The sequence below is a fragment of the Geodermatophilus sp. SYSU D01045 genome (genome assembly GCF_054050295.1).
The window spans coordinates 180,674-205,977 of sequence record NZ_JBJGZB010000003.1 but is presented as its reverse complement, the minus strand read 5'-3'; the positions used below and the strand labels follow the sequence as shown (position 1 = coordinate 205,977).

At 76.0% G+C, this 25,304-nt stretch carries 26 protein-coding genes and 1 riboswitch; of the genes, 12 read left to right on the top strand and 14 right to left on the bottom strand.

Annotated elements, in window-relative coordinates:
* Positions 1-92: 92 nt before the first annotated feature.
* Positions 93-488, top strand: coding sequence for a PaaI family thioesterase (locus tag ACI798_RS04205; protein ID WP_456943154.1), 396 nt, complete (start codon positions 93-95; stop codon positions 486-488).
* Positions 489-497: 9 nt separating this feature from the next.
* Here ACI798_RS04205 and ACI798_RS04200 read toward each other — a convergent pair whose 3' ends face one another.
* On the bottom strand, positions 498-983 hold the full coding sequence (locus tag ACI798_RS04200) for a polyadenylate-specific 3'-exoribonuclease AS (protein WP_456943155.1): 486 nt from the start codon (positions 981-983) through the stop codon (positions 498-500).
* A 20-nt stretch (positions 984-1,003) separates the two neighbouring features.
* On the bottom strand, positions 1,004-1,216 hold the full coding sequence (locus ACI798_RS04195) for a hypothetical protein (RefSeq protein ID WP_457047313.1): 213 nt from the start codon (positions 1,214-1,216) through the stop codon (positions 1,004-1,006).
* On the opposite strand from ACI798_RS04195, the gene ACI798_RS04190 reads away from it, so the two are divergent.
* From ACI798_RS04190 to ACI798_RS04180, 3 genes are read left to right on the top strand one after another with little or no spacing between them, the layout of a single operon-like run.
* Complete coding sequence (locus ACI798_RS04190; protein WP_457047312.1) at positions 1,215-2,243, top strand: flavin-containing monooxygenase; 1,029 nt, start codon at positions 1,215-1,217, stop codon at positions 2,241-2,243. The two genes, ACI798_RS04195 and ACI798_RS04190, sit on opposite strands and share 2 nt — an antisense overlap.
* Positions 2,240-3,196, top strand: a complete 957-nt coding sequence (locus tag ACI798_RS04185) for an alpha/beta fold hydrolase (RefSeq protein ID WP_457047311.1) — start codon at positions 2,240-2,242, stop codon at positions 3,194-3,196. Before ACI798_RS04190 ends, ACI798_RS04185 begins: the two co-directional genes overlap by 4 nt.
* An 11-nt stretch (positions 3,197-3,207) precedes the next feature.
* Positions 3,208-3,783: a TetR/AcrR family transcriptional regulator gene (locus tag ACI798_RS04180; protein ID WP_457047310.1), complete on the top strand. Its 576-nt coding sequence runs from the start codon at positions 3,208-3,210 to the stop codon at positions 3,781-3,783.
* Here the strand turns inward: ACI798_RS04180 and ACI798_RS04175 are convergent.
* Positions 3,780-4,541 carry a lysophospholipid acyltransferase family protein gene (locus tag ACI798_RS04175; RefSeq protein WP_456943159.1) on the bottom strand — a complete coding sequence of 254 codons (762 nt, stop codon included), beginning with the start codon at positions 4,539-4,541 and terminating at the stop codon, positions 3,780-3,782. The genes ACI798_RS04180 and ACI798_RS04175 overlap by 4 nt on opposite strands.
* A 143-nt stretch (positions 4,542-4,684) precedes the next feature.
* Between ACI798_RS04175 and ACI798_RS04170 the strand changes: the two genes are divergently transcribed.
* The gene (locus tag ACI798_RS04170) at positions 4,685-5,392 is read left to right on the top strand and encodes a hypothetical protein (RefSeq protein ID WP_456943160.1); all 708 of its coding nucleotides are present in this window, start codon (positions 4,685-4,687) and stop codon (positions 5,390-5,392) included.
* A 10-nt stretch (positions 5,393-5,402) separates the two neighbouring features.
* Here ACI798_RS04170 and ACI798_RS04165 read toward each other — a convergent pair whose 3' ends face one another.
* From ACI798_RS04165 to ACI798_RS04150, 4 genes are read right to left on the bottom strand one after another with little or no spacing between them, the layout of a single operon-like run.
* The gene (locus ACI798_RS04165) at positions 5,403-6,395 is read right to left on the bottom strand and encodes an ROK family glucokinase (RefSeq protein ID WP_456943161.1); all 993 of its coding nucleotides are present in this window, start codon (positions 6,393-6,395) and stop codon (positions 5,403-5,405) included.
* A complete protein-coding gene (locus ACI798_RS04160; protein ID WP_456943162.1) occupies positions 6,396-6,707 on the bottom strand; it encodes a hypothetical protein in 312 nt (103 codons plus the stop codon).
* Positions 6,704-7,912, bottom strand: a complete 1,209-nt coding sequence (locus tag ACI798_RS04155) for an ArsA-related P-loop ATPase (RefSeq protein ID WP_457047309.1) — start codon at positions 7,910-7,912, stop codon at positions 6,704-6,706. The genes ACI798_RS04160 and ACI798_RS04155 overlap by 4 nt, the downstream gene beginning before the upstream one ends.
* A gap of 5 nt (positions 7,913-7,917) precedes the next feature.
* Complete coding sequence (locus ACI798_RS04150) at positions 7,918-8,349, bottom strand: SRPBCC family protein (RefSeq protein ID WP_456943164.1); 432 nt, start codon at positions 8,347-8,349, stop codon at positions 7,918-7,920.
* A 156-nt stretch (positions 8,350-8,505) separates the two neighbouring features.
* Here ACI798_RS04150 and ACI798_RS04145 point away from each other — a divergent pair, with 156 nt between their 5' ends.
* A complete protein-coding gene (locus ACI798_RS04145; protein WP_456943165.1) occupies positions 8,506-10,305 on the top strand; it encodes an AMP-dependent synthetase/ligase in 1,800 nt (599 codons plus the stop codon).
* Between the two features lie 43 nt (positions 10,306-10,348).
* Here ACI798_RS04145 and ACI798_RS04140 read toward each other — a convergent pair whose 3' ends face one another.
* The 5 genes from ACI798_RS04140 to ACI798_RS04120 form a co-directional block, all read right to left on the bottom strand.
* Positions 10,349-11,491: a glycosyltransferase family 4 protein gene (locus ACI798_RS04140; protein WP_456943166.1), complete on the bottom strand. Its 1,143-nt coding sequence runs from the start codon at positions 11,489-11,491 to the stop codon at positions 10,349-10,351.
* Entirely contained in the window at positions 11,488-12,813 is a 1,326-nt protein-coding gene (locus ACI798_RS04135) for a M48 family metallopeptidase (protein ID WP_457047308.1), read from the bottom strand. Before ACI798_RS04135 ends, ACI798_RS04140 begins: the two co-directional genes overlap by 4 nt.
* Before the next feature lie 110 nt (positions 12,814-12,923).
* Positions 12,924-14,159: an NlpC/P60 family protein gene (locus ACI798_RS04130; protein WP_457047307.1), complete on the bottom strand. Its 1,236-nt coding sequence runs from the start codon at positions 14,157-14,159 to the stop codon at positions 12,924-12,926.
* Between the two features lie 16 nt (positions 14,160-14,175).
* Positions 14,176-14,356: riboswitch (cyclic di-AMP (ydaO/yuaA leader) on the bottom strand.
* A gap of 157 nt (positions 14,357-14,513) precedes the next feature.
* Positions 14,514-14,801 (bottom strand): hypothetical protein, encoded by a 288-nt coding sequence (locus ACI798_RS04125; protein WP_456943169.1) that lies wholly within the window; start codon positions 14,799-14,801, stop codon positions 14,514-14,516.
* 110 nt (positions 14,802-14,911) lie between these two features.
* Positions 14,912-16,642, bottom strand: coding sequence for an NlpC/P60 family protein (locus ACI798_RS04120; protein WP_456943170.1), 1,731 nt, complete (start codon positions 16,640-16,642; stop codon positions 14,912-14,914).
* Positions 16,643-16,807: 165 nt separating this feature from the next.
* Here ACI798_RS04120 and ACI798_RS04115 point away from each other — a divergent pair, with 165 nt between their 5' ends.
* Together ACI798_RS04115 and ACI798_RS04110 are read left to right on the top strand one after the other, a co-directional pair.
* On the top strand, positions 16,808-18,760 hold the full coding sequence (locus tag ACI798_RS04115; protein WP_457047306.1) for a DEDD exonuclease domain-containing protein: 1,953 nt from the start codon (positions 16,808-16,810) through the stop codon (positions 18,758-18,760).
* Between the two features lie 10 nt (positions 18,761-18,770).
* Positions 18,771-19,055 carry an Lrp/AsnC family transcriptional regulator gene (locus ACI798_RS04110; protein ID WP_456938673.1) on the top strand — a complete coding sequence of 95 codons (285 nt, stop codon included), beginning with the start codon at positions 18,771-18,773 and terminating at the stop codon, positions 19,053-19,055.
* Positions 19,056-19,076: 21 nt separating this feature from the next.
* Here ACI798_RS04110 and trpD read toward each other — a convergent pair whose 3' ends face one another.
* Positions 19,077-20,135 (bottom strand): anthranilate phosphoribosyltransferase, encoded by a 1,059-nt coding sequence (gene trpD / locus ACI798_RS04105; protein WP_457047305.1) that lies wholly within the window; start codon positions 20,133-20,135, stop codon positions 19,077-19,079.
* Positions 20,132-20,545 (bottom strand): hypothetical protein, encoded by a 414-nt coding sequence (locus ACI798_RS04100; RefSeq protein WP_456926577.1) that lies wholly within the window; start codon positions 20,543-20,545, stop codon positions 20,132-20,134. Before ACI798_RS04100 ends, trpD begins: the two co-directional genes overlap by 4 nt.
* Positions 20,546-20,688: 143 nt before the next feature.
* Here ACI798_RS04100 and ctaE point away from each other — a divergent pair, with 143 nt between their 5' ends.
* From ctaE to qcrB, 4 genes are read left to right on the top strand one after another with little or no spacing between them, the layout of a single operon-like run.
* Positions 20,689-21,303, top strand: a complete 615-nt coding sequence (gene ctaE / locus ACI798_RS04095; RefSeq protein ID WP_456903167.1) for an aa3-type cytochrome oxidase subunit III — start codon at positions 20,689-20,691, stop codon at positions 21,301-21,303.
* A gap of 7 nt (positions 21,304-21,310) precedes the next feature.
* Positions 21,311-22,192, top strand: coding sequence for a cytochrome bc1 complex diheme cytochrome c subunit (qcrC, locus tag ACI798_RS04090; RefSeq protein WP_457047304.1), 882 nt, complete (start codon positions 21,311-21,313; stop codon positions 22,190-22,192).
* Entirely contained in the window at positions 22,189-23,301 is a 1,113-nt protein-coding gene (gene qcrA / locus ACI798_RS04085; RefSeq protein WP_456943175.1) for a cytochrome bc1 complex Rieske iron-sulfur subunit, read from the top strand. The genes qcrC and qcrA overlap by 4 nt, the downstream gene beginning before the upstream one ends.
* The gene (gene qcrB / locus ACI798_RS04080) at positions 23,301-25,019 is read left to right on the top strand and encodes a cytochrome bc1 complex cytochrome b subunit (RefSeq protein WP_457047303.1); all 1,719 of its coding nucleotides are present in this window, start codon (positions 23,301-23,303) and stop codon (positions 25,017-25,019) included. The genes qcrA and qcrB overlap by 1 nt, the downstream gene beginning before the upstream one ends.
* The last annotated feature ends 285 nt before the right edge of the window (positions 25,020-25,304 follow it).

Genomic DNA, 25,304 nt, shown 5'->3' with positions numbered 1-25,304 from the left:
CCTGGAGGGACGAACCGCAGGTCAGGACGATCCTGCACCCGATCCGCGGCCGCGGTCACCGTCTGCGCGCCGGAACCGGCAGGATCCCCGCCGTGGAGCCCGCCGAACTGCTCGCGCTCATGCCCTTCGCCGTCGCCACCGGCGTCGAGCTGGACCGCGCCGCGCCGGACGAGGTCGCCGGCCGGCTGCCGTGGGCGCCGCAGCGGTGCACCGCCGGCGGGGTGCTGCACGGCGGCGCGCTGATGACGCTGGCCGACACCGTCGGCGCCGTCTGCGCCTTCCTCAACCTGCCGGCCGGGGCGTCGACGTCGACCCTCGCGTCGTCGACGTCGCTGCTGCGCGCGGTCCGCTCCGGCACGGCGCACGCGACCGCGCGCCCGCTGCACGTCGGCCGCTCGACGGTCGTCGTCCTCACCGAGGTGACCGACGACGACGGCCGCCCGGTGGCCTCGGTCACCCAGACCCAGGCGGTGCTGGGGCCGGCGTAGCCGCGGCCGTCAGCGGCGGGCGGCCTCCATCGCCTCCCAGCGGGCGAGGTTGTAGCGGGCGTCGACCAGCGCGTCGTGCGTGCCGGCGGGCCTGGGCGGCAGCTCCGGGCGGCCGACGTCGTCCCACCGCTGCCGCAGCTCCCGGGTGAACCGGGGCACCGCCCGCGGCAGCGCCGTCATCGGCCCCCACAGCTGGGCCAGCGCCACGTGGTCGTAGGCGGCGAACCACGCCCACAGCTCGACCTCCTCCCCCGGGCCGGTGAGGAAGGCGAGCAGGTCGTCGCGGATGCGCCGGCGGCTGCGCCAGGCCCGGTCGGCCGGCGGCGGGAGCCGGTCGAGCACGTTGCGGCGCACCCACGGGATGGCGCGGCGCTCGTCGAACTCGGTGCTGACGGCGTAGAACTCGCGGCCGGTCTCGTCGACGACGCCGATCGAGACGAGGTCGATCGTCGTCCCGTCCTCGATGAACTCGGTGTCGTAGAAGAACCGCCGCACACCGCCCACCGTAGGTGCGCTCAGCCCGCCCGGCGGCCGCCCACCGAGGAGCGGCCGAACTCCTGCCCCTGCAGCGCCGCGACGTCCCGCTCGAGCTGCGGCACGCGGGCGGCCGACAGCCGGAGCACCACCCTCTCCGCCACCGCCCCGGTGACCGCCTGGCGCAGCGCCGAGACGACGCCGACCGAGCGCGGCACGAACACCCGGCGGCCGCGGGTCTCCAGGTTCTTCATGCACTCCGCGCGCTGGGACGACGGCCACGACCTCACCGGCGAGCGGGTCGCCGTCGTCGGCACCGGCGCCTCGGCGATCCAGATCGTCCCGGCGATCCAGCCGCGCGTCGGCAGCCTCGCCGTCTACCAGCGCACGCCGCCGTGGATCGTGCCGCGCACCGACCACCCGGTGTCCCCGCGGGTGCAGCGGCTGTACCGGCTGGTCCCCGGCTTCCAGCGGCTGGTCCGCGCGGTGCTCTACCTGGTCCGTGAGGTCCTCGTCCTCGGCCTGGCGAAGAACCGCCGCTTCCTGAGGCCGGTGGGCCGGGTCGCGAGGGCGCACCTGGAGCGGCAGGTCCGCGACCCGCGGCTGCGCGAGGCCCTGACGCCGGACTACACGATCGGCTGCAAGCGGATCCTGATCAGCAACGACTGCTACCCGGCGGTCTCGGCACCGGGCGTCGAGCTGGTCACCGCGGGCATCGCCGAGGTCCGGCCGCACTCGGTCGTCACCGTCGACGGCGTCGAGCGGCCCACCGACACGATCGTGCTGGCCACCGGCTTCCACGTCACCGACCTGCCGATCGCCCGGCGGATCACCGGCCGCGACGGCCGCACCCTCGCGCAGGTCTGGGACGAGGGCACGGTCACCAACCGGGGCAGCACCGTCGCCGGCTTCCCCAACCTCTTCCTGCTGGTCGGGCCGAACGTCGGCGTCGGCCACACGTCGATGGTCTACATGATCGAGTCGCAGGTGGCCTACGTCGACGACGCGCTGCGCACCCTGGCCGCCGAGGGCCTGGACACGCTCGAGACCACCCCGGAGGCGCAGGAGGCCTACCGCGAGCTCGTCGCCCGCCGGTCCCGCGGCACGGTGTGGCTGGCCGGCGGCTGCGGCAGCTGGTACCTCGACCGGCACGGCCACAACACCACGCTCTGGCCGGACTTCACCTTCCGCTTCCGCCGGCTGACCCGGCGGCTGGACCGGGAGGACTACGTCGGCACCCCCGCGGCCGTCCCGACCCGGACCCCGGAGGTGGCCGCGTGAGCACGACCGCTCCCCTGCGCCTGCGCCGCACCGCCGCCGTCGCCACCCCGGACGGGGCGCTGCTGCACGCCACCGTCGAGGGCTCCGACGACGCCCCGGTCACGCTGGTCCTCGCGCACGGCTGGACGCTGTCGCAGGCCGCGTGGGACGACGTCGCCGCGCTGCTGACCGGGCAGGTGGCCGACGGGCGGCTGCGCCTGGTCTGCTACGACCAGCGCGGCCACGGCCGCTCGACCTGGGGTTCGCCCGCCCACCCGACGGCCGACGTCTCCATCGACCGGCTCGGGGCCGACCTCGCCACCGTGCTCGACTGCCTGGCGCCGTCCGGCCCGGTGGTGCTGGCCGGCCACTCGATGGGCCGCATGACGGTCATGTGCCTGGCCGCGGCCCGGCCGGAGCTGTTCGGCGACCGCGTGCGCGGCGTCTCGCTCGTGTCGACGTCGGCCGGGGACCTGCAGCCGGCCCCGCGCACCCGTGCCGAGCGGGTGCAGCAGCGGCTCACCCCCGGCGCGCTGTCGCTCGCGCTGGCCGGCGCCCGCGTCGTCGAGCGGCTGCGCCGGCTGGTGCCGCCGGAGCACCCGCGGCACCGGGCGCTCGTGCGCGACCTGCTCTACGGCGCCGACGCCAGCGACGCGGTGGTCCGCGCGGGGGCGGAGATCGTGCACGCGACCACCGTGCGGGCGTTCACCGCGTTCCTGCCCGCGCTGGGTGACCACGACAAGACCGCCGAGCTCGCCGCGCTCACCCGCGTGCCGGTCGAGGTGCTGGTCGGCGACTCCGACAAGCTGACCCCCGTGCGCCACACCCGCCGGATCGCCGAGGCCCTGGCCGGCGCGCACGTGCAGGTGGTCCCGCGGACCGGGCACATGCTCCCGAACGAGCGGCCGTCGCTGGTGACCGCGTCGATCGCGCGGCTGCTCACCGAGGCCGCGGCGTCCCGGGCCGCCGCCTGAGCGGTCCGGCCGTGCCCTCCTCCCCCGCGCGCTCCCGCCGGTCGGCCGCCGACCGGCGGGAGCAGCTGGTCGGGATCGGCCTGCAGCTGCTGCCCACGACACCGGTGCAGGAGCTGACCATCGACGAGGTGGCCCGGCGGGCGGGCATCAGCCGCAGCCTGCTGTTCCACTACTTCCCGTCCAAGCGGGAGTACTACCAGGCCGTGACGCGGGCGGCGGCGGACCTGCTGCGCGCCCACCTCACCCCGCCGGCGGACCTGCCGGCCGGAGAACGCCCGGCCTGGATGCTCGACCGCTACGTCGGCTGGGTGGAGACCTACCGGGAGTCGCACCTGGCGTTCGTCCGCGGCGCGGCCGGCGGCGACCCGTGGGTGGCCGAGGTCTACGAGGAGACCCGCGAGGCGCTGGTCGACCTCGGCATCGGCGCGCTCGGCGGCCTCGAGGACCCGCTGCGCCGGCAGCTGGTGCGCTCGTGGTTCGCCTTCACCGAGGACCTCGTCCACCAGTGGGTGCGCGAGCCCGCGACCAGCCGCGACGAGCTGCTGGCCCTGCTCACCGACCTGCTCGGCCGGCTCCTCGACCGCTAGCCGGCCAGGGTGTCCGGCGCCCGGTCACCGGCCTCGCCGGCGGGCGGCTGCAGCCGGCCGACGACGTCGGAGGCGCTGGCGCCGGTGGCCTGCATCGACTTCTTGACGGTGGCGCCGTAGACGTCGACGTACTCCTGGCCCGACATCGTCATGATCTCGTACATGATCTCGTCGGTGATCGACCGCTCGACGAAGCGGTCACCGGCCAGGCCCTCGTAGCGGGAGAAGTCCAGCGGCTCCCCGAAGCGCACGGTCACCCGGACCAGCTTCCTGCCGAACGGCATCCGCCGCGGCCGGTAGACCATCGCCAGGGGGATCACCGGGACGCCGGTCTCCAGCGCCATGCGCGCCACGCCGACCTTGCCGCGGTACAGGCGGCCGTCGGGCGAGCGGGTGCCCTCGGGGTAGATGCCCAGCAGCCGGCCCTGCCGGAGCATCCGGATGCCGGTGCGGATGGCGTCCTCGGCGGCCGTGGCGCTGGAGCGGTCGATGGGCACCTGCCCCGCGCCGGAGAAGAAGGCCCGCTGCAGCCGGCCCTTCACACCGGTGCCGGTGAAGTACTCCTGCTTGGCGAGGAAGGTGACCCGGCGCCGCAGCGACAGCGGCATGAAGATCCAGTCCGAGGCCGAGAGGTGGTTGCTCGCCAGGATCGCGGCGCCGTCGGCCGGTACGTGCTCGCGCCCCTCCGCCCGCGGGCGGAACACGAGCTTCACCAGCGGCCCGATGGCCACGAACTTGAGGAACCAGTAGAACAACACGCCTCCCTGTTGGGCTGCCAGACTAGGGATCCGGGTGCCCCGCCGACAATCGGCCCGCGTGTCACGTCGGCCGCACCCTCCGCCCGACCCCGGAGGAGGACCACCGTGGCTGCTGACCGGCCGCTCCCCCGGGGAGCCGCGGCGTGACGGGGCCGCGGCGCGGGCGGGGCCGTCGCGACAACGGCCTGGACGCCGCGCTCTGGGCCCCGCTGCGCGACGTCGACCCGCGCGTCGGCGAGCACCTGCTCGACGTGCTGCGCGAGGCCGGCATCCCCGCCTACCTGGAACCGGCCGCCGACGTCGGGCCCTACACCCGCACCGTCTTCCTCCCCAGCCCGCCGGCCGACCGGCTGTTCGTCGACCGCGCCCGCCTCGGCGAGGGCCGCTCCCTGGTCGAGCGGCACGCCGACGACCACGTCCCCGCCGCCGGCCCCGCCGCCGAGCGGCGCCCGCTGCGGCGCGACCTCGACGAGGACGCCGAGTGGGCGCGCATCGTCGCCGCCTACGAGGCCGAGCACGGGCGCACCGTCGTCGAGGACGCCGACCCCGCCGGGCCCGCCGTCGTCCGGCCGGCCGCGCCGCCGGCCGACGACGAGGAGGACGACCCGCTCGACGAGGAGCACTACGAGCCCCCGCCGGCCCCGCCGGTGCCGATGCCCTCGCCCTCGACGCTGTACGCGGTGCTGCTGGCCGCCGCCGGCGTGGTGCTGGTCGGCGCGCCCGGCGTGCTGGGCCTGCGGACCGAGACCGGCCTGGTGCTCGGCGTCGCGGCCCTGGTCGGCAGCGCCGCGCTGGCGCTGTCCCGGATGCGCGACCGCGACGACGACGGCGACGACGGCGCGGTCGTCTAGCGGTCGTCGTCTAGAGCCCGGCGCAGACCGCCGCGCGCGCGAGGTCCGCGGCGCCGACCAGGCCGGCCGAGGCGCCGAGCGCCGCGGCGACCACCCGCGGACCCGGCCGGAAGCCGCGGCCGGGCAGCGCCCGCCCGAGCCGCTCGCGCGCCGGGTCGAGCACCATGTCGCCGAGCACGCTCACCCCGCCGCCGATGACGACGACGTCCGGGTCGAGCACGCTGGCCAGGTCGGCGATGCCCTGGCCGAGCCACTCCCCGACGTCGCTCACCAGGCTCAGCGCGACCGGGTCGCCGTCGGCCGCGGCGCGGGCCACGTCCTCGCCGGTCAGCTGCGCCGGGTCGCCGTCGACGCGGTCGAGCAGCCGCGCCGCCGCGGCCGGTGAGCGGGTGGCCACCTCGCGGGCGGTGGTCGCCAGGGCGCTGCCGCTGGCGTACTGCTCCCAGCAGCCGCGGTTGCCGCAGGCGCACAGCCGCCCGTCGGGGACCACCCGCATGTGCCCCCACTCCCCCGCCACCCCGTGCGCGCCGCGCTGCAGCCGGCCGCCGGCGACGATCCCGCCGCCGATGCCGGTGCCGAGGGTGATGCACAGGGCCAGCTCCGCCCCGCGGGCGGCGCCGAAGCGGTACTCGGCCCAGGCCGCGGCGTCGGCGTCGTTGCCCACCCACAGCGGCCGCTGCAGGCGGGCAGCGAGGTCGCGGCGCAGCGCGGTGTGCCGCCAGGCCAGGTGCGGGCTGAACAGCACGACGTCACCCGTGCGGTCGAACCAGCCCGCCGCGCCGACGCCGACCGCCGCCAGCGGGCCGCCGTGCCGGACGGCGAGCTCCTCGACCACCCCGGCGATCGCGGCCTCGGTCTCGGTCACCGACGCGGTCGGCGTCGAGCGGCGGGCGGTGTCCAGCAGCGTGCCGTCCGGCGCGACGACACCGCCGGCCACCTTGGTGCCGCCGACGTCGACGCCGAGCGCGGGCAGCGCAGCGGGACCGGTCCGGTCGCCGGCCACTCAGCCGAGCTCGATGTGCTGGACCGGCGCCGGCTCCGGCGCGGGGGCCGGCTCCGGCGCGGGCGGCGCCGGCGGGGTGGCCACCGACCGCAGCGCGCCCGCGGCGCTGGTCAGCAGGTCCGCGAGCGCCTCGCTGACGTCCGGCCGGCGGGCGACGGCGGCCGCCCGGCACAGCGGGCACCAGCGGCAGTCCCCGCCCGGCACGTGCCCGGACGTCTCCCCCTCCGCGGCGGCGCCGGTCTCGGCCCAGGCCTGCCCCAGCCCGGCGACCAGCCGCCGCGCCTGATCGAGCCAGTCGGCTCCCTCGGTCACCGTGTCCCCCTGTCGTCCGCCGGGCCGCCCGCCGACGTGCTCGACGGCGCCCCCTCCGCACTGTCCGCCCCGACGGCCGCCAGCAGGTCGGCCGGCCACTGCTGCGGGTCGGCGGCGAAGCCGACCTCCAGCCGCGCGGTGGCGGTGCCCGGCTCGGCCAGGGTGCCCGAGGTGACCAGGCACCGGCGCAGCAGGGCGTCCAGGCGCAGCGAGCGGCGGGTGCCGGCGGCGGTCACCACCAGGTCGTCGTCCCAGCGGGTGAGCCGCACCCCGGCGCGCTCGGCGAAGGGCAGCGGGAGCGTCAGCCGCCAGCCGCCGTCGACGCGCTCGGGGGCGGGCACCGGCGGGACGGGGTCCCCGGTGGGCCCGGGCAGGTCGGGCAGGAGCGCGGCGAGCGCCTCGGCGCCGGCCGGCTCGACCGGGGCCTCGGTCACCTCCCGCACCGGCGCGATCCCGGCCAGCGCGGCGAGCGCGGCGTCCTCCTCGGCCGCCCGGGCGGCCGCCCAGTCCGCCGGCCCGCCCCCGGGCGGCCGGCGGGCGAGCACGCCCACCGGGCGCTGCCCGTGCACGGCCAGCGCGGTGGTCGCGGCCCGCAGCGCGGCGACGGCGGAGGGCCGCGGCCGGCCCACCAGCCAGACCGCGGTCGCGCCGGGGTCGGTCAGGGTCAGCCGGTCGAGCAGCGCCTCGAGGTCGGGCAGCGCGTCGAGGGCGAGGTCCGCGGGGCCCCGGCGCACCGTGCCCGCGCGGACGGCGGCGGTGCGGACGGCGGCGAGCACCCGCACCCGGGTGGTCAGCACCTGCTCCAGCCACCAGCGCAGCGCGCCGGGCAGCGCGACCAGCCCGGTGGCGGCGGGCAGCGGCCCGGCGTCGAGGACGACGAGGTCGGTGTCCGGCCGCACGCGGCCGAGCGCGGCGAGGACCCCGAGCTCGCCGGCGCCGGGCAGCGGCACGACCGAGCTCGCGGGCGGCAGCTCGAGGTCGGGCAGCGCCGCCGCCGGGCCGGCCACCCGCTCGGCCCACAGCGCCTCGAGCCCGGCCTGCGGCTCGGCGGTGACCACCTCGACGCCCGCCGCCGTCCCGTCGGGGACCGGCTGGCGGGTCACCAGCACCACCCGGCGCCCGTCCCGGGCGGCCCGCACCGCGACCGCGGCGGCGAGCGTGGTCGTGCCGGCCCCGCCGGGGCCGGTGAGCAGCAGTGTGCGCACGGGGGTCAGCCCTCGACGCGCTTCTTGAGCTCCTTGAGCGCGGTGTCGAGGATGACCTTCTCCGCGCGGCGCTTCATCATCCCGAGCATCGGGACGCCGATGTCGACGGCGAGCCGGTAGGTCACCTCGGTGCCGCCGCCGGTCTCGCGCAGCGTGTACGAGCCGTCCTGGCGCTTCATGATCTTGCTGGTCACCAGCGTCCAGGAGACCTGCCGGTCGTCGTCCCAGGTGTAGTCGAGGACGTACTCGTCGGTGAGGACGGTGGCGTCGATGACGAACCGGACCCGGCGGGCGCGGCCGTCGGGCCCGCGCTCCTGCACCTCGACGGTCCGGGCCGCCTTCACCCACTGCGGATAGGCCTCGAAGTCGGCGATCACGGCCATCACGTCGGCCGCCGGCGCGGAGACGACGATCGACTGGGTGGACTGCTCCGCCATGGGCCTGAGGCTAGCCGTTCACCCGAAAGCCGCAGGGTGGGTGGCCCGGGCTCGGCTACTCACCGGTAGGCCCAGCCGGTAGATTCGGCGGGACGTGTCCCGTGCGGGGACCGCGGGCAGCGGCGCCCCGGCCGCACGGGGAGGAGAGGACGGAGCGTGCGCGAGTACAGCGTCCCGGCGACGACCGAGGTGGGCCCTTCGGAGGCGCTCACCGACATGCTGGCCGAGAACGTCGCCGAGCACGGCGACGAGGTCGGCCTGCGCAGGCAGCGGGACGGCCGGTGGGTCGACGTCACCTGGCGGGAGTTCGGCGAGCAGGTCGCCGGCGTCGCCAAGGGGCTGGTCGCCGCCGGCGTGCAGCCCGGCGACCGGGTCGCCCTGCAGGCCAAGACCCGCTACGAGTGGACGGTCATCGACTTCGCCATCTGGACGGCCGGCGCGGTCACCGTCCCGGTGTACGAGACCTCCAGCCCCGACCAGGTCGCCTGGATCCTCTCCGACTCCGGCGCGGTCGCCGCGATCGTCGAGAAGGCCGAGCACGCCACCGCCGTCGACTCGGTGCGCGACCAGGCCCCCGACCTCGGCCCGCTGTACGTCATCGAGGACGACGCCGTCGGCACGCTCACCGCCGCGGGCGAGAGCGTCCCCGACAGCGAGCTCGAGGCCCGCCGCGCGACCCTGAACGCCGACAGCCTGGCCACGCTCATCTACACCTCGGGCACCACCGGCCGGCCCAAGGGCTGCGAGCTCACCCACGGCAACTTCCTGTTCGAGATCGGCAACGGGATGAGCCTGCTCGACCGGTTCATGAACGTGCAGGGCTCGCTGCTGCTGTTCATCCCGCTGGCGCACGTGCTGGCCCGCGTCCTGCAGGTCGGCGCGGTGCGGACCCGCACCGTCATCGGCCACACGCCGGACGTGAAGAACCTGGTCGAGGACCTCGGCGGGTTCAAGCCGACGTTCGTCCTGGCCGTCCCGCGCGTGTTCGAGAAGGTGTTCAACCAGGCCAAGGCCAAGGCCGAGGCGGACAGCCCGGTCAAGGGGCGGATCTTCGACCGGGCCGCCCAGGTGGCCATCGCCTGGTCCCGCGCCCAGGACACCGGCGGCGCGGGCCTCGGCCTGCGCGTCCAGCACGCGCTGTTCGACCGGCTCGTCTACAGCAAGCTGCGCGCCGCGCTCGGCGGCCGCTGCCTCGGCGCCATCTCCGGCGGGGCCCCCCTCGGCGAGCGGCTCGGCCACTTCTTCCGCGGCGCCGGCGTGACCGTCTACGAGGGCTACGGCCTGACCGAGACCACCGCCGCCGCCTCGGTCAACCACGACCGCGCGCTGCGGATCGGCACCGTCGGCCGCCCGCTGCCCGGCGTCTCGTTCCGCATCGCCGACGACGGCGAGATCCTCATCCGCGGCGGCGTCGTCATGCGCGGCTACTGGAAGAACGAGCAGGCCACCGCCGAGGCGATCGACCCCGACGGCTGGTTCCACTCCGGGGACATCGGCGAGATCGACGCCGACGGCTTCACCCGGATCACCGGCCGCAAGAAGGAGATCCTGGTGACCGCCGGCGGCAAGAACGTCGCCCCCGCGGTGCTCGAGGACCGGCTGCGCGCCCACCGGCTGGTCAGCCAGTGCATCGTCGTCGGCGACCAGCGGCCGTTCATCGCGGCGCTGGTCACCCTCGACGCCGAGGCCCTGCCCGCCTGGCTGGAGAGCAAGGGCAAGCCGGCCGGCACCCCGCCCTCCGCGCTGGTCGACGACCCCGACGTCAAGGCCGAGATCGACGCCGCCGTCGCCGACGCCAACAAGGCGGTGTCCCAGGCCGAGGCGATCAAGAAGTACCGCGTCCTCACCACGGACTTCACCGAGGACAACGGGATGCTGACGCCGAGCCTGAAGCTCAAGCGCGCGGTGGTCATGAAGGAGTTCGACCAGGAGGTCGAGGCGCTCTACAGCCGCTGACCCCGGATCGACCGAGCCCCGTCCCGCCCCCGCGGGGCGGGGCTCAGTCGTGTGCGGGCTCCAGCAGCGCCGCGAGGTCGGCGGCGATCGTCGTCCACGACCAGCGCCGCTCCACCCACGCCCGCCCCGCGGCGCCCATGGCGCGGGCGCGGGCGGGGTCGTCGAGCAGCGCGCTGACCGCGGCGGCGACCGCGTCCGGGGAGCGGGGGTCGGCGACGACGGTGCCGGTCTCGCCGTCGCGCACCGCCTCCGGCGCGCCGCCCGAGGTGCCCGCGACGACGGGCAGCCCGACCGCGGCGGCCTCCAGGTAGACCATGCCCAGCCCCTCGACGTCCAGGCCGCCGCGGCGGGTGCGGCAGGGCATGGCGAACACGTCCCCCGCCGCGTAGTGCTCGGGCAGCCGGTCGGGGGGCACCGGGCCGGTCAGCACCACCGAGTCGCCCAGCCGCCGGTCGGCCACCGCGCGGCGCAGCCGGGCCTCGTCCGGGCCGCCACCGACCAGCAGCAGCCGCGCGCCGGGGTGCTCCGCGAGGACCCGCGGCCAGGCGGCCACGAGCACGTCCTGCCCCTTGCGCGGCACCAGCCGGGACACGCAGACGACGACCGGCGCCTCCCCCAGCCCGTGCCGCCGCCGCACCGCGGTGCCGTCGACCGCGGGGGTGAACCGGTCGACGTCGACCCCGGGCGACAGCTGCGCCAGCCGGGTGCGCCCGCCGAGGGCCGGCTCCAGGCGGCTGCGGGTGTACTCGCTGATGTAGGTCAGGACGTCCAGCCCGCCGGCGATGCGGCGCATGAGCTGCCGGGCGCCGGGCAGCGCGACCCACCCGGTCTCGTGCCCGTGGGTGGCCCCGACCAGGTGCCGCACCCCGGCGTCGCGGAGGGCGGGCGCCAGCAGGCCCAGCGGTGCGGCGGCGCCGAAGAAGGCGGTGTCGCAGCCGTGCTCGGCGGCCAGCGCCGTCGCGGCCCGGGCGGTCGCCGGCGTGGGCAGCAGCACCGCCGTCCGCTGCCGGACCACCCGGTAGGGCAACCGCGCGTCGTACGCCTCCCACCCCGGCGAGCGGGAGGCCAGCACGACGAGGGAGTCCGGCGGGCGGCGCTCGAGCAGCGCCGCGACGAAGGTCTGGATGCCGCCCTGCCGCGGCGGGAAGTCGTTGGTGACGACGAGCGTGCGGCCGTGGTCGCTCACCGGTCGCCCAGCCGCAGCCAGTCCTCGGCCATCGCGATCCGCTGTGCCGCCGTCGGGTGGGAGCCGAAGAACCACTGCCACGGCGCCGGCGGGCTCGGGTCGGAGACGTTGGTCTCGGCCAGCCGGCGCTGCATCTCGACGAAGGCGGCGGCGTCCCGGGTGAGGTCGAGCGCGTGCAGGTCCGCCCGGGCCTCGACGTGCCGCGAGACGAGGTTCTGCACCGGCGTCGCCACCAGGGACCCGACCGCGACGAGGAACAGCACCAGCGGCACCACGCGCGGGTCGCCCGCCGAGTCCGCGCCGGCCCGGCGCAGCAGCGGCGCCCAGGTCAGCAGCCAGCCGAGGAGGGCGACGGCGGCGGCCGCGCCGAGCGCCCCGATGAGCGTGCCGGTGAGGACGTCGTCGGTGGCCACGTGCCCGAGCTCGTGGGCGACGATCGACTCGATCTCGTCCGGGGGCACGTCGGCCAGCAGGGTGTCGTAGAGGACCACCCGGCGGGTGGAGCCGAACCCGGACACGTAGGCGTTGAGCGACGTCGTCCGGCGGGAGGCGTCGGCGACCAGGACGTCCTCGACCGGGGAGCCGCTCTCCTCGGCCAGCCGCAGCAGGTCGGTGCGCAGCTCGCCGGCCGGCAGGGGGGTGAAGCTGTTGAACGCCGGCTCGATGACCACCGGGTAGAGGAAGGAGCCGGCGACGACCAGCGCGGCCGCGCCACCGGCGGCCCACGCCCACCAGGTGCGGGGCGCGCGGCGGGCCAGCGCGACGAGCACCAGCAGGCCGAGGGCGGTGAGCGCGGCGTCGATGGCGGTGGAGACCGCGACGTCGCGCAGCCACAGGGGCCAGGAGCGGGTGGACAGCCCGTAGCGGTGCCGCACCACCTCGCCGTAGGCGGAGATCGGCAGCGTCGCCAGCCGGCCGAGGACGACGATCGCGACCGTGCCCAGCAGCACGGTGAGCGGCCGGCGCCGGCCTCCCGCGCGGCCGACCGCGGTGACCAGCCGGCTGCCGAGCCGGGTGAGGCCGAGCAGCGCCGAGACCGCCAGGCCGAGTACCAGGTTGGTCAGCGACGCGGGACGGATGTCGGCGGCGAGGGCCTCGGCGCGCCGGACGACGTCGGCGGGCAGGCCGGCGTCGTCGGTGACCGGGGACGCGCCGCCGGGTGGGGTGGGCAGCAGCGTCCAGGGCGTGCGGACGGCGATGACCACGACGAGCGCCACGCCGAGGGCGAGCGCGACCAGCAGTGCCACCCGGCGGGGGCCGGTGCGGTCGGGCGGAGTGGCCTCGGGGCTGGAGCGGGTGCTCGTCCCGCCCGCCCTGCTCACCCGGCCGATCCTAGGCGGGCGCCCGCGCCGCACCGCGATCTCCCTCCGCGGACGCCGGGGGCCGGCGACCCGGACGGGTCACCGGCCCCCGGCCCGTGAGGTGCCGTCTCCTAGGCGATGCGGCGCATGGCGGTGATGCCGCCCATCGAGTCGACCGACACGACCTTCACCGGCTGCCCCGACGTGGAGGCGTGCACCATCTGGCCGTTGCCGATGTACATCGAGACGTGGCTGACCGGGCTGTAGTAGAAGATCAGGTCGCCCGGCTGCAGGTCCGCCCGCGAGACGGCGGTGCCCATCCGCGACTGCATGCTGCTGGAGTGCGGGAGGCTGATCCCGGCCGCCGCGTAGGCGTACTGGGTCAGGCCCGAGCAGTCGAAGGCGTCCGGCCCGCCGGCACCCCACACGTAGGGGTCGCCCACCTGGGCCAGAGCGGTCTGCACCGCGGTCTGCGCGGCACCGCTGCCACCACTGCCCGCGGACGGGGCCGGGGCCGGGGCCGGGGCCGGAGCCGGGGCGGCGGTCGCGGCCTGCGTGCCGGTCGCGGCGGGAGCGCTGTCGCCGCCGGAGTCGCTCTCGCCGTCCTCGGCGGTGTCGGAGCCGGCCTGCGCGCCGGCGGCCAGGCCGGCCTCCTGCGCGGCGAGCGCCGCCTGCCGCTGCGCCTCGGTGAGCGCGGCGAACTGCGCCTGGTAGTCGGCGATGTCGTCCTGGAGCTGCGCCTCCTGGGCGCTCAGGTCGTCGAGGGTGCGCTGCGCCTCGGCCTCGGCGGCCTCGGCGTCGGCCTGCGCCTGCCGGGCGGCGACGGCCGCCTCGCCCACCTGGTCGAGGACCGAGGTGGTGTGGTCGGCGATCTGACCGAGGGTGGCCAGCGAGGCGACGAAGTCCTCGGCGGAGTCGCTGGTCATCAGCAGGTCGAGCCCGGCGAAGCCGTCGCTGTTGCCGGCGGTGTAGGCGCTGCGGGCCACCTGGCGGATCTGGCCGTCGAGGTCCTGCAGCTGCTCCTGCGCCTCGGCGGCGGCCCGGTCGGCCTCGTCGGCGGCGGCCTGCTGCTGGGCGAGGACCTCGCGGGCCTCGTTGACCCGCTCGGTGACGACCTCGAGCCGGTGGCCGGCCTCGGCGGCGAGCTGGGCGGCCTGCTCCGGGGTGCCGGCCCGCTCGGGGTCGGCGGCCGCGGTGCCGGACAGCAGGGTGCCGGACAGCAGGGTGAGGGTCAGCGCGGCGGTGGTGCCGACCAGGGTGACCCGGCCGAGGTGGCGGGCCCGCGACGGGCGGTGCGGGCCGGCGGTGCGGGGGGCGGATGTGGACTTCTCGCGTGCGTGCCCCAGGACGGGGCGGGGGGTCGCCACGGTCGGCGGCTCTCCGTTTCTTCCTCAGCAACCGCCTACCGAGTTAGCTGACGGGTTCGGGCTGGGAAGACGTGCCCTATCTCTGCACCCCGGTCGGGACCGGCGCGCACGAGAACTCACCCCAGTGCTGCGGTGGGTCCCCGGCTCACCTCGCGCACCTCCGGGGAGGGCGTCCGGTGACTCGGCGGTGTCGGCCGAGGTCACCCTGCGTCGAGTGACGACCACCCGGCCGGACGGCGCCACAGTACGGACGTGATGCAGTTGTGACAAACGGGAGGTGCGTGGACTGTGAGAACACACACGGTCAGCAGCCGCGCCACTCCGGTGCGTACCCGATCGGGGTCCCGGCGCAGGTCAGCCCGTGCGCCGGCGCCCGTCCCGTGACGGCCGGTGCCGCAGCGGCGGCACCAGGCCGCCCTCGGCCAGCGCCCGCACGGCCCGCCGCTCGACGTCGTCGAGGTCCACGACGACGCCCGGCCGCGGCACCGCGCCGTCGGCGGTGCGGGCCGCCGGGACGGGGGGCACCGGCAGCAGCACGGGGCCGGTGTCCCGCTCCGCGGGCGGGGCGCCCAGCAGGGCGGTGACGACGCAGTCGGCGCAGCCGGCGCCGCGCGCGGTGCACGAGTCGCAGTCGATGAGCATGCCGTGTCCCTCCGGTGCCCCGGTCGCGCCGCCCGGTGCCGGGCCGCGGTCGGGACGGGTCTCCCTGTCGGTCGGCCGGCACGCTAGGGACGACCACCGACAGTCCCGGCTCAGCCGCCCGCGTACTCCCAGTGCCAGGGCTCCTCGCGGCCGTTGCCGGGATCGGCCCAGGTCGGGTGCAGCCACCCGAACCGGCCGGCGTTGGCGACCATCCACGCGTACTGCGGCGTGCCGAAGCCGTCGATGCCGCCGCACAGGTCGACCGCCAGCCCCCAGCCGTGGTTGCTGGTGCCCGGGACCGCGGCCAGCGCCGGCTTCTCCCCGTACAGGCGGACCTGGCCGGCGTAGGTGCGGTAGGAGTCGGTGATGCAGATCGGCTGCCCGAACGCCGTCGCGAACGCCGCGCTCATCGCCCGCCAGGCCGCCGCGGCGTCGCAGCGCAGCGAGTGGCCGCCCACGCCGATCGGGCACAGCGCGCTCGGCGGGATGAGGCCGTTGGGGTAGCCGCCCCAGGACCGGGCGCCGTCGAAGCTCGGCGGGTAGACGGTGTTGCCGCACTCGACCCGCAGGGCGCCGTCGGCCGGGCCGGGGGCGGGCACCTCCGGCCGCGGGCCGAGGCTCGGCCGCCCGACGTGGAGGACCTGGTCGGCGGGCAGCCGGCGGACGACGACGGCGCCGGCCCGCGCGTCGGCGGCGAGCATGGTCTGCGCGTCCAGCGCGATGCCGACGTGGCCCAGGCCCGACTCGGGGGTGCCGAGGAAGACCAGGTCGCCGGGCAGGACGTCGGCCGGGTCGACGGGCGTGGTGACCGCGAACAGCCCGGCCTGGTCACCGGGCAGGTCGATGCCGGCGTCGCGGTAGACGGTGGAGACCAGCGAGCCGCAGTCCCAGGAGTCCGGGCCGGCCGTCCCCGGCGCGTACGGCCTGCCGAGGGCGTCCATGGCCGCGGTGACCGCGGCCAGCGTCTCCGCGGGCAGCACGAGCACGGACACCGGCCGGCGCGGCAGCTGCGCGGCGCCCCGCTGGGCGCCGCCGGCGGCCGCCCCGACCGGGGTGAGCCCCGCGGGCAGGCCCCGCACGGGGTCGAGCAGCTCCGCCGCCGGGGGTGCGGCCACCCCGGCCTCGCGCAGCTGGTCGAGGTAGGCCCGCCAGTTGGCCGCCGTCTGGGTGTTGACGTCGACCTGCTGGCGCTGCAGGTCCGACAGCTGCCGGTCGACGTCGCCGAGCGCGACGTCGAGCTCCGCGGTCACCGCGTCGGCGGAGGCCTCCAGGTCGGCCACCTCCGCGGCCAGCCGGTCGGCCCGCTGCCGCGCCTCGGCGAGGACGGCGTCGGCGGAGGTCTGCTGGGCGACCGCGGCCTGCCGCTGCTGCTCGGCGGTGCGGACCACCTCGGCGGTATGCGCGTCGACGGCCTCCAGGTAGCCCAGCGCCGCGACGACGTCGGCCGGGTCGCCGCCGGTGAGCAGCACGGTGAGCGGGGTCAGCGCGCCGCCGTCCCGGTAGACCGCCGACGCGTACCGCGCCACCACCGCCTGGTACTGCGCCAGCTCGCCCTCGGCGGCGTCGACCGTGGCGCGCGCGGCGTCGACGTCGGCCTGCGCGTCGGCCAACTGCTCCCGCGCGGCGGCCACCTCGGTCTGCCGCTGCTGCAGGTCGGCCTGGACCTCGGCGGCGCGCTGCTGCAGCCGGTCCAGCGCCTCGCTGTCGAGGACCCCGCTGGTCCCGCCGGGCTGGTCGCTGGGCTCCGCGGCCGCCGGGGCCGCGAGCAGGACGGCGGCCACCGCCGTGACCAGCACGGACACCACGCCCCGCCGGGTGCGCCCCAGGGAACGCGCGTGCATCGGACCACCTCTGCCGTTCCGGACCCCGCCGGTCCGCCGGGGGATCGTCATCTCCCCGGAGCCGCCGCCGCAAGCGGGACACGCACCGCCGGTCCCCCGGTCGGGCGAGGGCTCCCCCGGGCGCGCGTCCCCGGGACTGTCGGACCTCCGGCCTACCGTCCCGCCGTGCTCTTCCCCGCCAGCGGCACGGGCTCCTCGGTGCCGCGCCACGAGCAGGCACCCGCCCTCGGCGAGCGGCCGCTCCCCCGCACCCCCTACGTCCAGGCGAGCATCGAGGACCTCGGCACGCCGCTGGCCGGCGTCACCTTCGTCGTCGTCGACCTGGAGACCACCGGCGGGTCGCCGAAGGACAGCGCGATCACCGAGATCGGGGCGGTCAAGGTGCGCGGCGGCGAGGTGCTCGGGGAGTTCCAGACGCTGGTCGACCCCGGCTGCGAGGTGCCGCCCTACATCAGCGTGCTCACCGGCATCACCACGGCGATGGTCGCCACCGCCCCGCGGATCGACGCCGTGCTGCCGGCCTTCCTGGAGTTCGCCCGCGGCGCCGTCCTCGTGGCGCACAACGCCCCCTTCGACCTCGGGTTCCTGCGGGCGGCCTGCGAGCAGACCGGGACGCCGTGGCCCGCGGCCGCCTCGGTCGACACCGCGGTCCTCGCCCGGCGGCTGCTCTCCCGCGACGAGGTGCCCAACTGCAAGCTGGCCACCCTGGCGCCGTACTTCTCCGCCTCCACCTCGCCCTGCCACCGGGCCCTCGACGACGCCCGCGCGACCGTCGACGTCCTCCACGGCCTGTTCGAACGACTCGGCCCGCTCGGGGTGACGTCGCTCGAGGAGCTGCACGGGCTCACCCGCCAGGTCGACCCGGAACGCCGGAAGAAGCGCCACCTGGCCGACGGCGTCCCGCCCGGCCCGGGCGTCTACGTCTTCCGCGGCCCGCGCGAGGAGCCGCTCTACGTCGGGACGTCGAACGACCTGCGCACCCGCGTCCGCAGCTACTTCTCCTCCGGCGAGCAGCGCAGCCGGATGACCGAGATGGTCGCGCTGGCCCGGCGCGTCGAGGCCATCCCGTGCGCGCACGACCTCGAGGCCGCCGTCCGGGAGCTGCGGCTGATCGCCGAGCACAAGCCGCGCTACAACCGCCGCTCCCGCTTCCCCGAGCGCGCGCTGTGGCTGCGGCTGACCGAGGAGCCCTTCCCCCGGCTGTCGACCGTGCGGCGGGTGCGGCCCGACGCGGGGCTCTTCCTCGGCCCGTTCGCCGACCGGCGGGCCGCGGAGATGGCCACCGCCGCCATCCACGAGGCGCTGCCGCTGCGGCAGTGCACCACCCGGCTGTCCCCGCGGGTGCCCACGAGCACCTGCGCCCTGTTCGGCATGGGCCGCTGCGGCGGCCCGTGCGCGGGCCACCAGTCGGTCGAGGAGTACGCCGCGATCGCCGCGGTGCTGCGCGCCGCGGTGGCCGGCGACCCGAGCGCCCTGGTCGCGCCGCTGCTGGACCGGGTCGACCACCTCTCGGCCGCCCAGCGGTTCGAGGACGCCGGGGTGCTCCGCGACCGGGTCGCGGTCCTCGTGCGCGCGGTGCGCCGACGGCAGCGGCTGGAGTCGCTGGCCGCCGTCCCGGAGCTGGTCATCGCCCGGCCCGACGGCGCCGGCGGGTGGGCGCTGTCGGTCGTCCGGCGGGGCCGCCTGGTCGCCGCCGGGTGCGCCCCGCGCGGGACGTCGGTCCGCGACGCCCTCGCCGTCCTGCGCGCCACCGCCGAGACCACCCCCGACGACGGCGGGCTGGCCGCCACGGTCGACGAGACCGAGCTGGTGATGCGGTGGATGGAGAAGCCCGGCACCCGGCTGGTCGAGGTGACCGGCACGCTCGCCTGCGTCGCCCCGGGCACCGGCGGGCTCAGCGGCTTCCTCGCCCGGGTGGAGGCCGGCCGGGCGCTGCGCGACCCCTTCCACGACGGCCGGCAGCTGGGCACCCGCGCCCGCCCCGACCGGGTCTCGAGCGAGGGACCGGCCGCCGCGGGACCGGTACCCGGCGGCGCCGTGACGCACTGGAACGGCCCTCCTGCAGGGGCCCGCGCCGAGCGGAGCGAGGCGTGGGGGGCCGGAGGGTCCTTCAACTAGCATCGCCGGCGTGATCACCGCCATCGTGATGGTCGACGCGGCCACCGACGCGATCCCCGAGGTGGCGGCCGCGATCGCCGACCTCGACGGCGTGAGCGAGGTCTACTCGACCGCCGGGGAGGTCGACCTGATCGCGATCGTGCGGGTCCGCGAGTTCGACCAGGTGGCCGAGGTGATCGCCGGGCGGATCAACAAGGTGCCCGGCGTGCTGGAGACCGAGACGCACATCGCCTTCCGCGCCTACTCGCGGCACGACCTGGAGGCGGCGTTCTCCCTGGGGCTCGAGGGCGAGTGACTCGAGGGCGAGTGACCGGCCTCAGCGGCCGGCGGCCTCGCGGCTGACGGCCACCCACCGGTCCAGCAGCGCGGCAGCCCGGCCGTCGTCGACCGCGGCGGCGGCCCGTTCGATCCCGGCGCCGAGCAGGTCCCCGAGCTCCCCGCCGCGCTCGTCGAAGGCGGCCAGCGCGGCGGCGGCGTTGAGCAGGACGGCGTCGCGCACCGCCCCCGGCTCGCCGTCGAGGACCCGCCGGAAGACCGCCGCGTTGTGCGCCGGGTCCCCGCCGCGCAGCGCGTCCGGCCCCGCCGGGGCGATGCCGAGTGCGGCCGGGTCCACGCGCCCGGGCGTCACCGCGCCGTCGCGGGCCACCCACACGCTCGACGTCGTCGCGGTGGTCAGCTCGTCCAGCCCGTCGTCGCCGCGGAAGACCAGGGCGCGGGCGCCGCGGCCGGCGACCACCTCGGCCAGGACCGGCGCCATCCGCGCGTCGGCGCAACCGATCGCGGCGGCCACCGGCCGCGCCGGGTTGGTCAGCGGCCCGAGGAAATTGAAGACGGTCCCGATGCCCAGCTCCCGCCGCGGGGCCGCGGTGTGCCGGAAGCTCGGGTGGAACACCGGCGCGAAGAAGAACCCGATGCCGGCCTCCTGCACGCACCGGGCGACGGCCGGGGCCGGCAGGTCGATGACGACGCCGAGCGCCTCGAGCACGTCGGCGGCGCCCGAGGACGACGACGCGGCGCGGTTGCCGTGCTTGGCCACCGGCACCCCCGCGGCCGCGGTCACGACGGCGGCCATCGTCGAGATGTTCACCGTGTGCGCGCCGTCGCCGCCGGTGCCGACGATGTCGACGGTGGGCACCGGCACCTCGACCGGCGTCGCGCGCTCGAGCATCGTGGCCGCGAGGCCCGCGACCTCCTCCGGCGCCTCGCCCTTGGCGCGCAGGGCGACGGCGAACCCGGCCACCTGCGCCGGCGTCGCCTCGCCGGACATCACCTCGCGCATCGCCCACGCCGTGTCCGCGGCGGTGAGGTCCTGGCGGCTCAGCAGGCGCGTCAGCAGGCCGGGCCACGTCGGCCCGGCGGTGGTGCCCGCGCTCACCGCGAGACGGGACGGCGGCCCGCGTGCGCGCGCAGCAGGCCGGCGACGACCTCGGGGGCGGCCAGCGGGTCGACCGGGAACGCGAGGGTGGCGTCGGCCTGCGACCAGTGGGCCAGCCAGCGGTCGGGCTGCCGGGCGATCAGCACGCACAGGGCCGGCCGGTCGGCGACCTCGACGGTCAACTGCCGGGACAGCGCCAGGCCGCCGGTCGGCTGCGCCTCGCCGTCGAGGATGCACAGGTCCACGCCGCCGCCGTCGACGGTGTCGACGACGTCCTCGCCGGTGGCGCACTCGATCCAGGTCAGCGGCCCGACGTCGGGCGCCGGCCGGCGGCCGACGGCGGTGCGGACGGCCTCGCGGACCTCGGGCCGGGAGCTGTAGACCAGGACGGTGGCCGGCGCGTCGCTCACGCCCGGCAGCCTAGTGCCCGCGCGGCTCCCGTCCGGGTGGGCGCGACCCCCGTCCGGGGGACGGTCTCGGGCGGGTCACGGCGCGGCCACGCCGTGCCACCCACGGTCTGTGCACGTCGGCGGCCGATGCCATGATGGGCGACGTGACAACGGCCCCCGTGGCGAGCAGCACCTTCGACACCTCGCGGGTGCACTCCCTGACCCGACCGAACATGGTCAGCGTCGGCACGATCATCTGGCTCTCCAGCGAGCTGATGTTCTTCGCCGGGCTGTTCGCCATGTACTTCACCGCGCGGGCGCGCTCGACCGAGGGCTGGCCCCCGGAACCCACCGAACTGAACCTGCCGTACGCGCTGGTCTTCACGCTGATCCTGGTGGCCTCCTCGGTCACCTGCCAGATCGGCGTGTTCGCGGCCGAGAGCGGCAACGTCTACGGCCTGCGCCGGTGGTTCACGATCACCTTCGTCATGGGGCTGGTCTTCGTGCTGGGCCAGGCGAACGAGTACCGGGTGCTCGTCACCGACCACGCGACCACCATCTCGAGCAGCACCTACGGCTCGGTCTTCTACCTGACGACCGGCTTCCACGCCCTGCACGTCATCGGCGGCCTCGTGGCCTTCGTCTACGTGCTCATCCGGTCCACCATGGGCCGCTTCACGCCGGCGCAGGCGACCTCGGCGATCGTGGTCTCCTACTACTGGCACTTCGTCGACGTCGTGTGGGTCGGGCTCTTCGCCACGATCTACCTGATCCGCTAGGGAACCGGTGTCCACCACGAACCCGCAGTCCGACACCCTGCCCGACGAGGAGCCGCGGCGGTCGCGCTGGTCGCGCCGCCGCCCGGCCGAGGGGACCCCGGCTGCCGCCGCCCGCGCCCGCCGCCGCTCGAAGCAGCGCCGCCGCGTCGGCAACGTCGCCGCCCTGATGGCCGGGCTGGTCCTGACCGGCGCGCTCTACTCGACCCTCGCCCCGGGCGCCCAGGCCGCCGACGAGGGCAGCGAGTCCAGCGCCGAGGCCGCCGGCCGCGAGCTGTACGAGCGCAGCTGCATCAGCTGCCACGGCGAGAACCTCGAGGGCGTGCCCAACCGCGGCCCCTCGCTCATCGGCGTCGGCGAGGCCTCCGTGTACTTCCAGGTGCACACCGGCCGCATGCCGCTGGTCCGCCAGAGCGCCCAGGCCCCCGACAAGCCGGCCATCTTCTCCGACGAGGAGATCGACCAGCTGATGGCCTACGTCCAGGCCAACGGCGGCGGCCCGACCCTCCCCTCGGGCGACCTGCGCGACGGCGACCTGGCCGCCGGCGGTGAGCTGTTCCGGCTCAACTGCGCGCAGTGCCACAACTTCGTCGGCGAGGGTGGCGCGCTCTCCTCGGGCAAGTACGCGCCCAGCCTCGAGGACGCCAACGACCTCGAGATCTACACCGCCATGCTCTCCGGCCCCGAGAACATGCCGGTCTTCGGGGACAACCAGATCACCCCGGAGGAGAAGCGGGCGATCATCAACTACATCCAGACGATCACCGACATGCCCGACCCGGGCGGCGCGGGCATCGGCCGCATCGGCCCGGTCAGCGAGGGCCTGGTCATCTGGACCGTCGCGATCTCCGCGCTGATGTTCGGGATCTTCTGGATGGGGAGCAAGGCGTGACCACGCACGACACCCGCCCCGGCTCGACCGGCGGGGCGGACACCCCGGGCCCGCTGCACGGCGGCCCGGACGACGACTACACCCCCGAGCAGCTCGCGGCCCTCCCCCGCGAGGAGCTCGACCGCCTCGGCGCCCGGTACGACGGCGTGGAGGTGCTCCACGTCGAGCCGGGCCCCGAGCCCGGGTCGGCGCTGGAGCGGCGCGCCGTCCGCCAGGTGGGCCTGACGTTCGGCCTGGCCGGGCTGTCCGCGTTCGCCTTCGTCGTCGTCTACGCCGGCGCCGGCTGGTTCCTGCCCGACTGGCAGTGGGAGCTGGGCAGCGGCACCTTCAGCACGCTCTACACCCCGCTGCTCGGCGCACTCATGGGCCTCGCGTTCACCTTCTTCGGCGTGGGCCTGGTGCTCTACACGAAGAAGCTGCTGCCGCACGAGACGGCGGTGCAGGACAAGCACGACGGCTCGCACTTCGACCGCGTCACCACCGGCGCCACGCTCGTCGGCGGCCTGCACAACAGCGGCCTGAAGCGGCGCAAGCTCCTCACCCGCAGCCTGCTGTTCATGGGCGGCGGCCTGGGCCTGATGCTGATCGCCCCGCTCGGCGGCCTGATCAAGAACCCGAACCGCGGCAACCCGCTGGGTACCACCGAGTGGGCCGAGGGCGTCCGCCTCGTCCGCGACGACGGCACCCCGATCCGCCCCGGCGACCAGGTGCCCGGCTCGCTGGAGACCGTCTTCCCGGCCGTCCCCGGCGGCAACCGGCTGTCCGACGCCGCCACGATGCTGATCCGGCTGCGCCCCGCGCAGCAGGCCGAGGCGGTCCCGCGCGAGGGCCAGGAGGGCTTCGGCTACGGCGACTACGTCGCCTTCTCCAAGATCTGCACGCACGCCGGCTGCCCGGTGTCGCTGTACGAGCAGGAGACCAGCCGGATCCTCTGCCCGTGCCACCAGTCGCAGTTCGACGTCACACAGGGCGCCAAGCCGGTCTTCGGGCCCGCCACCCGCTCGCTGCCGCAGCTGCCCATCACGGTCGACGACGAGGGCTTCTTCGTCGCGCGCAGCGACTACATTGAGGCCGTGGGTCCCACTTACTGGAACCGGGAGCGCATCTGATGGCTCGCACCGCCACCGCGCCGGGGGCGCCCACCACGCGCCTCGGCAAGGCCGCTCTCGAGGTCGACGACCGGCTCATCGTCGCCGGTCCGCTCCGCCGGACGCTGAACAAGGTCTTCCCCGACCACTGGTCGTTCCTCCTCGGGGAGATCGCGCTCTACTCGTTCATCATCCTGTTGCTCACCGGCACGTACCTGACGTTCTTCTTCCAGGCCTCGATGACCGAGGTCACCTACGACGGCTCGTACGCGCCCCTGCGCGGCGTCGACATGTCGATCGCGTACGCCTCGACGCTGGACATCTCGTTCGACGTCCGCGGCGGCCTGCTCATGCGGCAGATGCACCACTGGGCCGCGCTGCTGTTCATGGCCGCGATCGTCTGCCACATGCTGCGGATCTTCTTCACCGGCGCGTTCCGCCGGCCGCGCGAGACCAACTGGCTCATCGGTGTCGCGCTGCTGATCCTCGGCATCTTCGAGGGCTTCGCCGGCTACTCGATGCCGGACGACCTGCTCTCGGGCACCGGCCTCCGGATCATGTCGGCGATCATCCTGTCGATCCCGGTCGTGGGCACCTGGGTGCACTGGGCGGTCTTCGGCGGTGACTACGTCGGGGACCTGATCGTCGGGCGGCTCTACATCGCCCACGTGCTGCTCATCCCGGCGATCATCCTGGCGCTGATCGCGCTGCACCTGCTGATCCTGGTCAAGCAGAAGCACACCCAGTTCCCCGGCCCGGGCCGCACCGAGCACAACGTGGTCGGCAACCGGCTCTTCCCGACCTTCGCCGGCAAGGCGACCGGTCTGCTGCTGGTGGTCTTCGGTGTCTGCGCGGCCCTCGGTGGCCTCGTGCAGATCAACCCGGTGTGGCTGTGGGGCCCGTACAACCCGGCGCAGGTGTCCTCGGCGTCGCAGCCCGACTGGTACGTCATGTTCCTCGACGGCTCGACCCGTCTGTTCCCGGCCTGGGACATCTACCTGCCGGGCAACTACAACATCCCGGCGCTGTTCTGGCCGACGGTCGTGCTCCCCGGCATCATCTTCACGCTCCTGCTCGCCTACCCGGTGCTGGAGCGGAAGCTGACCGGCGACACCGCCTCGCACCACCTGCTCCAGCGCCCGCGCGACGTCCCCGTGCGCACCTCGCTCGGCCTGATGGCGCTCACCTTCTACGTGGTGCTGCTGCTGTCGGGTGCGAACGACGTCATCGCCGACAAGTTCGACATCAGCCTGAACGCGATGACCTGGATGGGCCGCATCGGCCTGATCGTCCTGCCGCCCATCGCGTACGTGCTCACCTACCGGATCTGCCTCGGTCTGCAGCAGCACGACCGTGAGGTCCTCGAGCACGGCATCGAGACCGGTGTCATCCGCCGGCTGCCGCACGGTGAGTTCATCGAGGTCCACCAGCCCCTCGGCCCGGTGGACGCGCACGGCCACAGCGAGCTGGCCTACGGCGGCGCTCCGGTGCCCAAGAAGATGAACCAGGTCGGTGGCGCCCGTCGCGCCATCCGCGGGTTCTTCTCGCCGATCGAGGAGCCGTCGGCGGTGGAGATCGAGCAGCGTGCCGAGGAGCGGGGCCTGTCCGCGGCCGAGCCGGGCCGCGAGCTCACCACCAGCGGCCGTCCGGCCGACGGTGGGCGCCCGGCCGAGGGTGGCCGTCCCGCCGAGGGGGGTCGCCCCTCCGAGGGCGGACGCCCACAGGAGCCGCGCGACTGACGCGACGCACTCAGCACGCAGGGCCCCGGTGGAGCACTCCACCGGGGCCCTGCTGCATCTCCGGGACGAGCGCCCCAGTCGGCCGGACGGGCTGAGCCCCGGGCCGTAGCGCCGGAGACCGCGCGGCGTGGGGTGTGCGGGCCGCGCACAGCCCGCACACCTCGACGGCACCGCACCCCGTCTCCCGGCCGGAGGCGACGCCGGCCGACGACGGTCGGGCCCGCCACGGCACCCACGGCGTGCGGGGACCAGCGGCGCAGCGCCCGACCCAGGCCCGCCGTCGGG